Here is a 14438-nt window from a genome sequence, read left to right as displayed (position 1 = left end):
AATGAAGAAAAAAATGACACCTTATATACTGTTGGTGCCGCAACTTATATTAGGCGTAGTTTTTATTATTGGTCTGGGAACTGGAATCATCCAAAGTTTAGGGGTGATTCCAGCTTTTGGGTTAACGGAACCGACGCTGAAATATTATAAGGAGGTACTGACAAGACCGGATCTTTTGCAGTCATTAAAATATAGTCTGTACATTGCATTTATGTCGGCTTTTCTTGCCACAGTAACAGGAACATTTCTGTGTGCAGTTCTGGTGAGTGCCGGAAAAGTGCGCGGAATTATTATGCGGATCGTTCAGATTCCGATCATTGTTCCCCATGTTGTTGTGGCACTCTTTATTGTAAACATTCTTTCGCAAAATGGAATCCTTGCGAGAATCCTTGCAAATGCAGGATTGATTACGGATCAGCAGCAGTTTCCGATGCTGATCTATGACAGATATGGACTTGGCGTAATTCTTGCCTATCTGTGGAAGGAAATTCCATTCATAATCTATTTTGTGATTGCTCTGATGGCGAATATCAATGGCAGTCTTGGAGAAGCAGCGACCAATCTTGGAGCGAATAAACTTCAGGCTTTCATGAAAGTAACGCTTCCTTTATGTATGAATACAGTGCTCAGTGGTTTCCTGATCATCTTTGTATTTGCACTTGGAGCATATGAGCTGCCGTTCATACTTGGAGCAACGACACCAAAGGCGCTGCCGGTTCTGGCTTATCTGGAATATACCAAGCCTGATCTGCGGGCGCGACCGTATGCGATGGCGATCAATGGAATCCTGATCGTGATCTCTCTGATTGCAGCAGTTTTATATTACATATTACTTCGCCGGAGCACGAAGAAGCTGGCAGGTTAGGAGGAACAGGAAGATGAAAAGAAAAAAGAACATCTGGGAAGGCCTGATCATAGGCATTTTTATTTTCCTGGTGATTGTACCAATTCTTACGATCCTTGTCTGGGTAGGGACAGAGAGATGGGCATGGCCGTCACTTATCCCGCAGAAATTTTCGATGAGAGCGGTGAATGGAATACTGAGAAACAGGCAGCAGCTTGTGCGACTTTGTATGTCCAGTCTTTTCATATCGGCTTCGGTCGCGTTCCTGTCGGTTGTGATCGGAACAATGACGGCGAGGGCGCTGGAATGCTATGACTTTTTTGGAAAGCGGCTGTTTTCATTTATGTCGATGCTTCCGTTTCTTGTTCCGGGAACCGTGTTTGCGATGGGGGTTCAGATTACCTTTATCAAATGTGGATTAAGCGGAACCGTTCAGGGAGTCATTATTGTCCATCTGATCTGTTCTCTTCCGTATGCAGTTACGCTGATGCAGGATGGAACAAGAGCAATGGGGGTAAAGCTGGAGGAGCAGGCAAGAGTTCTGGGGGCTGGTGCGCTTCAGGCGTTTTTTAAAGTGACACTTCCGAATCTGTTTCCGGTCATGCTTTCTGCGTTTTCGATGGCATTTGTTGTTTCGTTCAGTCAGTATTTCTTGACGTTGATGATCGGCGGGGGAAATGTCAAAACATTTGCGATCGTCATGGTTCCATATCTCGGAAGCGGAGAACGTAATTTTGCCAGCATTTACAGTGTGATATTCCTGGTGATCATGCTTCTGGTGTTTGGAATACTAGAATGGATCGTGGGATGTTTTACAAAGGCACAGGAAGTAGAATATTATTAGGCAGGAGGAGCACATGAGTCTTACAATTAAAGAACTTTGTGTAGATTTACAAAAGACAAGAATACTGAAGAATATAAATCTGGAGATTAGAACGGGAGAATTTGTTTCGCTTCTTGGCGCCTCAGGCTGCGGAAAGACAACACTGTTAAAAAGCATTGCAGGTCTTCTTGAAACGCAGGAAGGGGATATCCGGATCGATGACACATCGATTACAAATCTTGCACCGGAAAAAAGAGGAACCGTGATTGTTTTTCAGGATCTCAGACTGTTTCCGCATATGACGGTAGAACAGAATATCAGCTTTTCGATGGATCTGAAAAAAATCCCGAAAAAAGATAAGCAGGCGCGGGTAGGAGAACTGTTAAAAGCTGTTCAGCTGGAAGGATTTGAGAAGCGTAAGATCCGGGAAATGTCCGGTGGACAGCGTCAGAGGGTCGCGCTGGCAAGAGCGCTTGCGGCAGATCCGAAAATTCTTCTTCTTGATGAACCATTTTCAAGCCTGGATGAGAATCTGCGGTGCGAGATGGCAGATCTGGTAAGAAAGCTGCATCATGAGATGGGGCTTACGGTCGTTATGGTCACGCATGATAAAGAAGAAGCGATGAAGGTGTCTGACCGGATCGCTCTGATGAAAGCTGGAGAAGTGCTTCAGTATGATAAGCCGGAGAGGATGTTCTACCATCCAGAGTCCAGAGCGGTGGCAGATTATATGGGACAGACAAATTATATTTTTGGAAAAGTGGAGAATGGCAGATTCGTAAGCCGGGCAGTTTCATTTGAGACGCAGAAAGCGGAAGGAGAGTATGAACTGATGGTCAGACCATCGGCGATCACGCTGACCGTAGATGAGACGGAAAGAATGTATCAGATTGAAGAAGTTATGTTTGAGGGGGAAACAGCAGAAATCCTGTTGAAGTATGCAGATGGAAAGCTGACAGTATGGATGCTTCACCGTGACTGGATGAAACTGGGGGTAAAAACAGGAGAACTGGTTGGCATCAAAATTGATGAAAGACAGGGGATTTTGTTTCAGAAGTGATAAAAGGAGAATGGTATGCGAAAAATAATTCATGATTGTGACTGTACGTTTGGAATTAACGGGTGTGATGTAGATGATGGACTGGCACTTCTGTATCTTCTGGGGGATCCGGAAGCAGAGGTCCTGGGAGTGACGACAACTTATGGGAACAATACACTGGAGAAGGTTTACGAAAATACAAAGAAGTTTGTAAAGAAAATCGGGCATGACGAGTTGCGCGTTTACAAAGGTGGAGCAACATCTGGAGAAACCGAAAGTGAAGCGGCACATTATCTTGCCGAGATGGCAGAAAAATATGCCGGGGAGCTGGAAATTCTGGTGACGGGTTCCGTGACAAATCTTTATGGAGCCTGGAAACACAATTCTGAGTTTTTTCATCAGGTGAAGAGTATCGTATTGATGGGAGGAACAACAGAACCGCTGATCTTTGCAAAGCGGGAAATGGATGAACTTAATTTCTCCTGTGATCCGCTGGCAACTTATACGACACTTACCAGTGGAACGGATGTTGCGGTTATTACGGGTAATAATTGCCTGAAGGTACTTTTTACAAGAGAAGAGTATGAAAGAGAACTTTCGGATCTGAGTAAGGGAGTTGTAAGGCTGATCAAGAATGAGACGGATTACTGGTTTGACAATAACTGGGATGAATATGGAATTCCCGGATATTATAACTGGGATGCGATCGCTGCGGCTTACATGATGCATCCGGAACTTTTTGAGACACAGATAGTAGACATGCAGCTGTCAACAGAAAAGCTTACAAAGGGAAGAATGATTCTGGCAGAGGATGAAGCGAAAAAGAACTGCACCCTCAAGATCCCGGTGATCAGAGATGAGGACGAGTTCCGGAGAAATCTGTATGATACCTGGATGAACGTAGAAATTGAAACCGTGAAGTAGAGATGAAAATATCAATTATTATACCAACATACAATGAAGAATCGACAATTGAAAGGCTGATGGAGACACTGGAGCCGCTGAATGAAAGATGTGAGATTCTGTTTGTAGACGGGGGAAGCACGGATGGAACACTGGCACTTTTGAAGGACCGGTATCCGGTGATTCAGTCCCCGAAAGGAAGGGCAAAGCAGATGAACATGGGAGCGGAAGAAAGCAGTGGAGATGTACTTTTTTTCCTGCACTGCGACAGTGAAGTTCCACCTACAGCATTAGAAGAGATTGAGACTGTAATGAAAAAATACCGGGCAGGGTGTTTTGGAATTGCATTTCATTCATATAACTTTTTTATGTTCACCTGCAGGGTGATCTCCAATCACAGGATTAAAGACAGAAAAGTAATGTTTGGAGACCAGGGGATTTTCATTGACCGGAAGTTGTTTTTTGAAGTGGGAAAATTTCCGGAGATGCCGATTCTGGAGGATTATCAGTTTTCACTGACCCTCAAAGAAAAAGGGATTCCGCTTGGGATGGCAAGACACAGGATTTATACTTCAGACAGAAGATTCGGCGGAAATACAATCGAAAAGCTGAAAGTAATGTGGCTTATGAACCGGCTGAGAGCCATGTACCGGGATGGTGTTCCGGCAGAAGAGATTGCAAAATTATATAAGGATGTCCGTTAGGGAGTCTGCTTTATGCAGACTCTTTTACTTATTCGTAAAATCAATAAAAGAAATAGAGAAAATCAATGATAAGTGTAAGCGATTTGATTGAATAAAGACTGAAAAAATAATATAATTATAATTTAAAGGGGAAGAAAATATGTCAGTTTATATTCAAAATTTTGTCAAATTTAAGCCGTTTTTAAAAGAACTGGTTTCAAGAGACGTGAAGGTGAAATACCGGCGTTCCATACTGGGGGTTTTATGGACACTGCTGAATCCACTTCTTATGATGACGGTTTTATCCATCGTTTTCTCAAATCTGTTTAAATTTGATATAGAGAATTTTCCGTTGTATTTGTTATGTGGGCAGGTTATTTTTAACTTTTTCAATGACGCTACGACAAATGCAATGTCAGCAATTATCGGGAGTGCATCTCTGATAAAGAAGGTGTATGTACCGAAATATGTATTCGTGATGTCAAGGGTGTGTTCCAGTCTGATCAATCTGATGGCATCCTGTGCAGCGTTATTTCTGATTATGATCGGTATGCGTGCGGAGCTTCACTGGACAATGCTTCTTTCAGTTGTGCCACTTTTTTTGCTGGTGGTTCTGGCTCTGGGGATTGGACTGATTCTGGCGACGATTGCGGTGAAATACAGGGATGTTCTGCACTTGTATTCGGTGCTGATGGCAGTGCTGATGTATCTGACACCGGTTATCTATCCAATGTCGATTCTGCCGGAATGGTTATACCATCTGGTAATGATAAACCCTCTGACCAGTATTCTGATCATGTTCCGGAATGTTGTGATCTATGGCAGACTTCCAGGTCTGGTGATGCTTCTGGTGACAGCAGCAGAAGCTGTACTGTGTCTTGGAGTGGGATGCTGGGTTTTTTATAAGCATCAGGATGGTTTTATCTTTGATTTGTAGGAGTAAGGATGGAGAAAAAAGTAATTGTAAAAGTAGAAGATGTTTCCATCAAATTCAGTCTGGCATCAGAGAAATTTGATGGATTTAAGGAATATTTTATACAGAGAGTAAAGAAAAAGATTACCTATCAGGATTTCTGGGCACTGCAGGATGTGTCGTTTGAAGTCTATAAAGGAGAAACACTGGGACTGATCGGTGTAAACGGAAGTGGAAAAAGTACGATGTTGAAAATCATTGCCGGTGTCATGAAACCAACCTGTGGCAGCGTTAAGACTTCCGGTGTGATCGCGCCGCTGATCGAACTGGGAGCAGGATTTGATTTTGACCTGACTGCGAAGGAGAACGTATTTCTGAACGGGACGCTGCTTGGATATACCAGGGAATATCTGGAGGAGCACTATGAAGAGATTGTAGAGTTTTCAGAACTGGACCAGTTTATGGATGTACCGGTGAAAAATTTTTCATCGGGAATGTTTTCGCGTCTCGCGTTTGCGGTAGCAACAATCGGACAGCCGGATATTCTGATCGTGGATGAAGTATTATCGGTAGGCGATTTCCATTTTCAGCAGAAATGTGAAGCAAGAATTAACCGGATGAAGGAGAATGGAGCTACGATTTTGTTTGTTTCGCATAATATGGAGCAGGTGAGAAATCTGTGCAGCCGGATTGTATGGCTGGAACATGGAAGAGTTCGTAGTATCGGGGATGCAGATGAGTTGTGCAGAGAATATCAGGAAGCAGAATAAGAGGGAAAAATGAGAAAAGTAAAAAAGTTGGCAGCAGTTATTGTGCTGATTCTGCTTGCATTTGTTTATGGACATGTTCATAAGACGCATGCGATTTATGACCGGATGATAGAAAATGACCAGTATGTCATGATGGATGTGTCGCAGGATCAGATATCGCAGGAATTTGTCTGTGAGGAGGAGACACTGGATGGAATCCAGGTGAAATGCCAGAATTTGCAGGAAGATCCAGAAACAGAGATCCGAATTTATCTTCAGGATTGTGAAAATGGAGAAACGGTTGCGGAATCTGTGAAGAAGGTGAGAGATATAAAAACGGGCAAATTCAATGAATTTTCGTTTGATACGGTAAGCAGATGCAGAGGGAAGGCGTATAAAGTAGTATTTGAAAAAGATTCTATTGCACTTTATACGGAAAAGACATCAGAGGAAGGAACAAATTTGAAAATAAATAGTGAAGAAAGTGAAGGAACTTTAATTTTAAAGACGGTTACATATCGGTTTGATATAGAAACATTTTGCGTATTTCTGCTGTTAGTATTGTATATCTGTGTTTTCTTTCAGTTTTTGAACTGGTTATTTTCCAGATAGTGTGGAAGTGAGAGGACTTGAAAAATGGAAAATGCTTTTTATATCGCAACATGTCGGTTTCATGTAAAAGAAAAAGACAGATTACTTATTACGGGATATTTTCTGGATAACAGACCAGATGGAAACCGGATTGAAATCCGGCTGGATGGAAAGAAACTATTTTATACAACGGATGGAATCCGTCTTCATCCGTTGAAGTTCCGTAAGATAAGAAAAAGACTTATAACCAAACAGTTTTTTCTTTGGATACATCTTCCGAAAGACTGGAGAGAAGCGTCCAGACTGGAAGTATTGCAGTCGTATTGTGGAAAAGAAGAATTGATGAAGACCTTTGCAGTCAGTGAATTGAAGAACCTGGAGAAATGGCTGGCAAACAGCATAGATAAGGTGAATACTGAAGAAAAAGGATTTTCAGTCGAGGGATGGTATTATAGCAGGAAAAATGCATCGATTCGGTTTCTGGATGAGAATCAGAATGAACTGGAGATGAAAGAAGAAAAAATCCGGCGTCTGGATGTGCTGCGAGAGTATCCGGAATGTAAAAAGGAAGAGATTGCCGGGTTTAAGGCATTTTATGAGGAAGGTATTCCGCGAAAACTGGAAGTATGCTTTGAAGAAGAAGAGAAAAATGCGGAAGAGATCATGAATCTCAAAAGAAAACTGCGACGTCAGAAAATGCTGGATGATTTTCGCAAAGTCAGAATCTATTATCGTCAGTTTGGAATCCGTGCAGCGTTTATCAGGGCGGGTGACAAATTGAGTGGGAAAAACGGTACAGAGTATGAAGAATGGCTGCGAAGACATGAGCCGTCCAGGATCAGACTGTACCGGCAGAAGAGAAAGCAATTTACCCGGATGCCGAAGATTTCGATTGTTGTTCCTCTTTACCGGACACCGGAAAGATATCTGCGGGAAATGCTGGATTCTGTAAGAAGACAATCCTATCAGAACTGGGAACTCTGCCTCTCAGATGGAAGTGGGGAAGATTCACCTATTGCAGAAATTCTGAAAGAGTATACAAAGAAGGATAGCCGGATCCAAGTGAAGAATAATAAAAAACAGCTGCATATTTCAGACAATACAAATGTGGCACTGGATATGGCAACGGGGGATTACATTGCATTTATGGATCATGATGACCTGCTGACACCGGATGCATTGTATGAGTGTGTGGCTGAAGTGAATGAATATCCGGATACAGAGCTTATTTATACGGATGAAGATAAGATTACGATGGATGGAGAAGAGTATTTCTTCCCTCATTTCAAATCGGATTTTAATTTGGATATGCTTTGTACAACAAATTATTTCTGTCACCTGGTAGTCGTAAAAAAGGAGTTATATCAGGCGGCAGGAAAGCTTGATGGTGAGTACGATGGTGCACAAGACTATGATTTTGTGCTCCGGTGTGTTGAAAATACCGATAAGATCCGGCATATACCGAGAGTACTTTATCACTGGAGGGCATGCGAGGGATCTACAGCTGACAGTGCAGAGAATAAATCCTATATTGTGGATGCAGGTGCAAAAGCGGTAAGAGCGCATTACAGAAGAATGGGAATTGAAGCAGAAGTCATTCCAACGAAGTATCCGGGAATGTACCGGACAAAATATCCGGTGAAGCAAACACCTAAGGTATCGGTCATTATTCCGAATAAAGATCACACGGATGATCTGATCAAATGTCTGCGATCGATCCGGGAAAGAAATACTTATGAGAATATAGAAATTCTTGTTGTAGAAAATAACAGCCAGAAAAAGAAAACGTTTAAAGATTACAGAAGAATCATGCATGAGTATCCCAAAGTTAAGGTTCTGTACTGGAAAGGAGAAGGATTCAATTATCCGGAGATCAATCAGTATGGAATTGATCATGCGGCCGGAGAATATCTGCTGTTCCTGAACAACGATACAGAAATGATCGGCAGTGACTGTATTAAAGAAATGCTGAGCTATTGTATGCGGGAAGATGTAGGTGCTGTCGGGGCGAGAATGTATTATGAAGATGGAACGCTTCAGCATGGAGGGGTGATCATTGGGCTTGGAGGAGTGGCAGGACATGCATTCCTTGGAATGGACGGAGATTCGCCGGGATATTTTGCGAGGGCGCAGGTGATCCATGATCTGAGTGCAGTGACCGCAGCCTGTATGATGATAAAAAAACGGGTGTATGAAGAAGTCGGAGGATTTGATCCGAAGTTTGCGGTGGCATTTAATGATGTAGATCTGTGCCTGAAAATACGGAAAGCGGGATATCTGATCGTATATGATCCATATGCAGAACTGATCCATTATGAGTCAAAGTCAAGAGGATATGAAGACACAGAAGAGAAAATAGAACGTTTTAACAGAGAAATTAAATTGTTTCAAACTAGGTGGAAAGAACTTCTGGAAAAAGGAGATCCGTATTACAGTCCGAATCTGACACTGGATCATAATGACTTTGGACTGAATCATCTGGCAAAAGTGGAGAGGAGATAGGAGATGTTCAATAAAATGTCTCTGTATCGGGTAAAAAAAGGACTGGTATATCTTCGGTATTTTGGACCAAAAGAGTTTCTGATACGTTTAAAAGAAAGGATCCGTTTTCATAAGATTGATTATGAAAAATGGTATCAGAATCACAGGCGGACAAAAGAAGAACTGGAAAGACAAAGACAGGAAGCGTTTTCGTATGCACCTCTGATCAGTATTGTCGTTCCGGTATATCAGGCACCGGAAGAGTTTTTGAGACAGATGCTTTTGTCGGTATGCCGGCAGACTTATAAAAACTGGGAACTCTGTATGGCTGTTCCGGATGAAGAGAGACGTAGAATAGAAGAAATTCTCGAAGAGGATGTGTTTAAAGGAAAAACTGTCCGTCTGATCGGAATGCGTGAAAACAGAGGAATTTCTGAAAATACAAATGCAGCGATAAAGGAAGTTGCCGGAACCTATATTGGTTTTCTGGATCAGGATGATCTGCTTGCGCCAGATGCATTGTATGAGATGGTAAAGAAACTGAATGAATATCCGGAGACCGGACTTCTTTATTCCGATGAGGACAAAGTGACAGCAGATCTGAAAAAACATTTTCAGCCGCATTTTAAACCGGATTTCAATCTGGATCTGTTGCGGGCAAATAATTATATCTGTCATTTTTGTGTGATAAGAAAAAGTTTGATCGAAGAAGTTGGTGGACTAAGAAGTGAATTTGACGGAGCGCAGGATTACGATCTGGTTTTCAGGTGTGTGGAAAAAACGATAACGGCGCATGTGCCGCGGATTCTTTATCATTGGAGGGTACATCAGGTTTCTACTGCGGACAATCCGATCAGTAAAGCTTATGCATTTGAGGCTGGACAGCGTGCCATAGAAGCCCATCTTACGAGATGCGGTGAACAGGCAGAAGTTTTGCCGGAACTGGACAGAGGGTTTTATCGTGTCCAGTATAAGGTGCAGGGAAATCCGATGATTTCCATTCTGATTCCAAATAAAGATCATGTAAAAGATTTGGAGAAATGCCTGCAGTCCATTTCCGGATCGACTTATAAGAATTATGAGATTACGATTATTGAAAATAACAGTGAAAAGACAGAAACATTTGCTTACTATGATAAAATAAAATCGGACCATATTCGAATCCTGAGATGGGAGGGCCCATTTAATTATTCGGCAATCAATAATTTCGCAGTAAGACAGACCAGTGGAGAATATCTGGTACTTCTGAATAATGATACGGAAGTGATCGGAAAGGACTGGCTGGAAGAAATGCTTGCGAACTGCCAGAGAAAGGAAGTCGGGATTGTCGGAGCAAAGCTTTATTATCCGGGTGGTCAGGTACAGCATGCAGGAGTCGTTGTTGGGATTAGGGGAATTGCCGGTAATATGTTCCGGGGACTTCCAAAAGGTTATTCCGGGTATCTGCACAAAGCAAGTACCCAGCAGGATCTGTCAGCGGTGACAGCAGCATGTATGATGGTAAAACGTTCCGTATATGAAGAAGTGGGTGGATTTGAGGAGCGGCTTGCAGTGGCGTTCAATGATATTGATTTCTGTCTGAAGGTACGCAGATGTGGATATCTTGTAGTATATGACCCTTATGTAGAACTGTATCATTATGAATCCAGATCGAGAGGTGCAGAGGATAATGAGGAAAAGATCAGAAGATATCAGTGTGAGATTAATTATGTACGCCGGACCTGGTCTGAAATCATGGAAAAAGGAGATCCGATGTACAATCCCAATCTTACGCTGGTGAAGTGTGATTATTCTTTGCGTGAAAAAGAAGATGGATAGAGAAAAGATGGTGGTATTTTGATAAAGAACAATCAGCGAATGTTAAATAAAGCGCAGGTATGTGTGGATGCAGGAATTATTGCTGCCGCATATCTTTTCTCATGGTATCTGAGATTCAGGAGCGTGATTTTTGTGCAGGATGCAGGAATCCTGCCGGCGAAAACGTATTTTTCAGCTCTGTTTTTTATAATTCCTGGATATCTGCTTTTGTATAGTATTTTTCAGCTTTATATGCCGAGGAGGGTAAAAAGTTACCGTAAGGAGCTGTGGGATATCATCCGTGCCAATGGAATTGGATTTATGATCTTTATCGTGGTACTTTATTTTATAAAGCAGGAGCATTTTTCAAGACAGATGCTGTGTATTTTCTTTTTTATAAACATCTCGCTGGAATTTGCTTCTAGATATCTGATTCGCACAATCTTGTGGAAAATGCGAAAGCAGGGACGGAATCAGAAACATATTCTTATGATCGGAGAGAGTCAGGCGGCAGAAAAGTATATGGACAAACTAAGACAGAATCCAAAGTGGGGATATCATGTGTTTGCCCATCTGAAAGATGAAGAGAAACTGGAAAGAATACTGGAGGAGAATGAACTGGATGAGGTTGTGATCGCGCTTCGTGCAGAGGATTATGGGAAACTGGAGCGGATTGTGGATGTCTGTGAGAAGGCAGGGGTGCACACGAAAATGATTCCTGATTTTGGAAAGGTGATTTCTACCAGACCTTATATTGAGGATGTGCAGGGGATTCCGGTGATCCATGTCCGCAGAGTTCCGCTGAATATCATGCGAAACAGAGCGGCAAAGAGGGCAGTCGATCTGATTGGAGCAATGGTTGCAATCATCCTTTTTTCACCGGTCATGCTGCTTACTGCGATGGTGGTTGCCTTTACAGAGGAAGGAAGTGTGATCTACCGGCAGGAAAGAGTTGGACTGCATAATCAGGTGTTTTATATGTACAAATTTCGGTCTATGATCATGCAGGATGAAGAAGAGGAAAAAACAGAATGGTCTACCAGGAATGATCCGAGGGTTACACCGGTTGGAAAGCTGATCCGCAGGACGAGTATTGATGAACTGCCGCAGCTTTTTAATGTGCTGAAAGGAGAGATGAGTCTGGTAGGGCCAAGACCGGAAAGGCCACAGTTTGTGCAAAAGTTCCGGGATGAAATTCCACGTTATATGGTAAAACATCAGGTGCGTCCGGGAATGACTGGCTGGGCGCAGATTAATGGATACCGTGGAGACACTTCCATTGAGAAGCGGATCGAATATGATCTTTACTATATTGAAAACTGGACAATGGGACTTGATTTGAAAATATTGGTTCTGACATTTTTTAAAGGGTTTTTTAACGGAAGATGAAGATAGATGTGATCATACCGGTCTACAGACCGACAGAAAAACTACATAAAGTATTATATGGACTTAGCAGACAGACATATCTTCCAGAACAAATTATTCTGCTGCATACCAGAGATGGGATAAAGCTGGATGTTTCGGTTTGTAAAGACAGGGTTTCCGTTACAGAGATTCCGATTCTGGAAAAAGAATTTGATCATGGAAGAACCAGAGATCTGGGGATTCGGATGTCGGATGCAGATATTGTGGTTATGATGACCCAGGATGCAGTTCCGGCAGATCTGTTTCTTTTGGAAAAGCTTTCAGAAGCATTAAAGGAACATCCGGATGCTGTGGCAGCTTATGCCAGACAGATACCGGAGAAGAAAAGCCCTCTGCTGGAACGATATACAAGAACATTTAATTATCCGAACAGAAGCCGGATGAAATCGCAGAAGGATCTGCCAGAGCTTGGAATAAAAACTTATTTTTGCTCCAATGTGTGCGCTGCTTACCGGAAAGAAACCTATCTGGAGCTGGGAGGATTTCCATATCCGGTCATCTTCAATGAAGATCTGATCTTTGCGGCAGGAGCAGTCCGAAGTGGATGGAAGATTATTTATAAAGCAGATGCACGGGTGATACATTCTCATGAGTATACTTACAGAGAGCTGATAAGGAGAAATTTTGATCAGGGGGTATCGCAGGCATGTCATCCGGAAATATTTGGAAAAGTAAAGTCAGAAAAAGAAGGCATGCACCTGATTTGCACACTTGTGAAAAAGCTATTAAAAGAAAGAAAATATTTGCAGATTATGCAGCTGTTTGTGGAAAGCGGGTGCAAATATCTGGGCTACCAGATGGGAAAACATTACGGACGATTACCGGAAAGTCTCATCATGAAACTGACATTGAATCGCAATTACTGGATAGAAAGGAGTGATGAGGATGCTTAAAAAAATAGCAGGATGGTCGTGGAAGAAAAAGATTATTGGGATCATTTGCATGATGCTGATTCTTGTTCTGGGGATGGCAGGTGCCGTATTTGGTTATGCTGCCAGCAAAGTGAACAAAATCCAGAAAATCGAAGTAAAAAAAGAAACACTGAAGGAATCGATTACAGAAGAGGTGGAACATAAGAGTGGATACCTGAATGTGGCAGTATTCGGACTGGATTCTAGGGACGGTTCACTGGATAAAGGAAACCGCAGTGATACGATCATGATTGTAAGTCTGAATCAGGAAACTTATGAGGTGAAGATGGTATCGGTGTATCGTGATACTTTTATGCGGCTGAAAGATGGAAGCTATAATAAGGCGAATGCTGCCTATTCCTATTTCGGGCCGGACGGGGGTGTTGCACTTCTGAATGAGAATATGGATATGAATATTGAGAAATATGTATCTGTGAATTTTAATGCTTTAGTCGATGTGATTGATGCGGTGGGAGGAATGGATTTGGAACTGACTGATGCAGAAGTAGTCCATATGAACAACTATTGTGTAGAGACTTCTGAAGTAACCGGAAAAAGTTATAAGAAGATTGAACCGGAGGTCGGAGGAACCTATCATCTGGATGGAGTACAGGCGGTTTCGTATGCGAGAATTCGTTATACAGATGGCGGAGATGCGCAGCGTACAGTGCGTCAGAGAATCGTCCTTCTGAATATTATGCAGAAGCTGCAGCAGATGGATCTGACGACGATCAATAAGATTGCTGACAGTGTTTTTCCACAGATTGCAACCAATTTTTCTTTTACTGAAATTCTGAATTATGCGAAAGATTTTCAAAAATATAAAGTAGGTGAAACACTTGGATTTCCAAATGTAAGATATTCCAAAATGCTTTCTGGAGTGGGAAGTACAGAAATTGCAGATACACTGGCATCCAATGTTGCCGAGGTACATCAGTTCCTGTTTGGAGATACAGATTATCAGGTATCCGGGACGGTAAAAGGAATTGATGATGAAATAAACGATGCGCTTTCCAGTGGAAAATATGAGGAAGCAGACGAAACTGAAAAAGAGGATGAAAAATCGGAAGATAAGACATCTGAGGAAACAAATCATACAGAAACAAATATAAAAGTAACGGAAGATGGAAATACAGGAACGGATTCTGGTGGTACATCCGAAGACAGTAGCACTGGTTCACTGACGGTGACAGAACCGCAGCAGCCGGATACAGAAGCACCACCGGATTACTATGAGGAAGATTACTATTACGGTGATGATTAAAGGAGGAAAAAG

General features: G+C 42.3%; 12 protein-coding genes and 1 pseudogene. All 13 read left to right on the top strand.

The window, feature by feature from the left end:
- The first annotated feature begins 1 nt into the window (after window position 1).
- The 13 genes and pseudogenes from G4407_RS07820 to G4407_RS07760 all read left to right on the top strand — a co-directional run bounded on the left by G4407_RS07820 (window position 2) and on the right by G4407_RS07760 (window position 14426).
- Window positions 2–865, top strand: coding sequence for an ABC transporter permease (locus tag G4407_RS07820; protein ID WP_173688403.1), 864 nt, complete (start codon window positions 2–4; stop codon window positions 863–865).
- 13 nt (window positions 866–878) lie between these two features.
- Window positions 879–1688 (top strand): ABC transporter permease, encoded by an 810-nt coding sequence (locus G4407_RS07815; RefSeq protein ID WP_173688402.1) that lies wholly within the window; start codon window positions 879–881, stop codon window positions 1686–1688.
- A 13-nt stretch (window positions 1689–1701) separates the two neighbouring features.
- Complete coding sequence (locus G4407_RS07810; protein ID WP_173688401.1) at window positions 1702–2727, top strand: ABC transporter ATP-binding protein; 1026 nt, start codon at window positions 1702–1704, stop codon at window positions 2725–2727.
- Window positions 2728–2742: 15 nt separating this feature from the next.
- Complete coding sequence (locus tag G4407_RS07805) at window positions 2743–3630, top strand: nucleoside hydrolase (protein WP_173688400.1); 888 nt, start codon at window positions 2743–2745, stop codon at window positions 3628–3630.
- A gap of 5 nt (window positions 3631–3635) precedes the next feature.
- Window positions 3636–4313 (top strand): annotated as a pseudogene (locus tag G4407_RS07800) (TIGR04283 family arsenosugar biosynthesis glycosyltransferase); the annotation flags it as partial.
- A gap of 139 nt (window positions 4314–4452) precedes the next feature.
- Entirely contained in the window at window positions 4453–5229 is a 777-nt protein-coding gene (locus G4407_RS07795; protein WP_173688398.1) for an ABC transporter permease, read from the top strand.
- A gap of 8 nt (window positions 5230–5237) precedes the next feature.
- Window positions 5238–5975, top strand: a complete 738-nt coding sequence (locus tag G4407_RS07790; RefSeq protein ID WP_022221069.1) for an ABC transporter ATP-binding protein — start codon at window positions 5238–5240, stop codon at window positions 5973–5975.
- Window positions 5976–5984: 9 nt separating this feature from the next.
- Window positions 5985–6566: a hypothetical protein gene (locus G4407_RS07785; RefSeq protein WP_173688397.1), complete on the top strand. Its 582-nt coding sequence runs from the start codon at window positions 5985–5987 to the stop codon at window positions 6564–6566.
- Window positions 6567–6590: 24 nt separating this feature from the next.
- Window positions 6591–9047 carry a glycosyltransferase family 2 protein gene (locus tag G4407_RS07780; RefSeq protein WP_173688396.1) on the top strand — a complete coding sequence of 819 codons (2457 nt, stop codon included), beginning with the start codon at window positions 6591–6593 and terminating at the stop codon, window positions 9045–9047.
- A 3-nt stretch (window positions 9048–9050) separates the two neighbouring features.
- Window positions 9051–10844, top strand: coding sequence for a glycosyltransferase family 2 protein (locus tag G4407_RS07775; protein ID WP_173688395.1), 1794 nt, complete (start codon window positions 9051–9053; stop codon window positions 10842–10844).
- Between the two features lie 18 nt (window positions 10845–10862).
- Entirely contained in the window at window positions 10863–12212 is a 1350-nt protein-coding gene (locus G4407_RS07770; RefSeq protein WP_243868793.1) for an undecaprenyl-phosphate glucose phosphotransferase, read from the top strand.
- Entirely contained in the window at window positions 12209–13144 is a 936-nt protein-coding gene (locus tag G4407_RS07765; protein ID WP_173688394.1) for a glycosyltransferase family 2 protein, read from the top strand. The genes G4407_RS07770 and G4407_RS07765 overlap by 4 nt, the downstream gene beginning before the upstream one ends.
- Window positions 13137–14426, top strand: coding sequence for an LCP family protein (locus G4407_RS07760; RefSeq protein ID WP_243868791.1), 1290 nt, complete (start codon window positions 13137–13139; stop codon window positions 14424–14426). The genes G4407_RS07765 and G4407_RS07760 overlap by 8 nt, the downstream gene beginning before the upstream one ends.
- The last annotated feature ends 12 nt before the right edge of the window (window positions 14427–14438 follow it).

It is taken from the genome of Allocoprococcus comes (genome assembly GCF_013300725.1).
Lineage (GTDB): Bacteria > Bacillota > Clostridia > Lachnospirales > Lachnospiraceae > Allocoprococcus > Allocoprococcus comes_A.
Note: the sequence above shows the minus strand (reverse complement) of the source record. Positions and strands in the feature narration are given on the sequence as shown.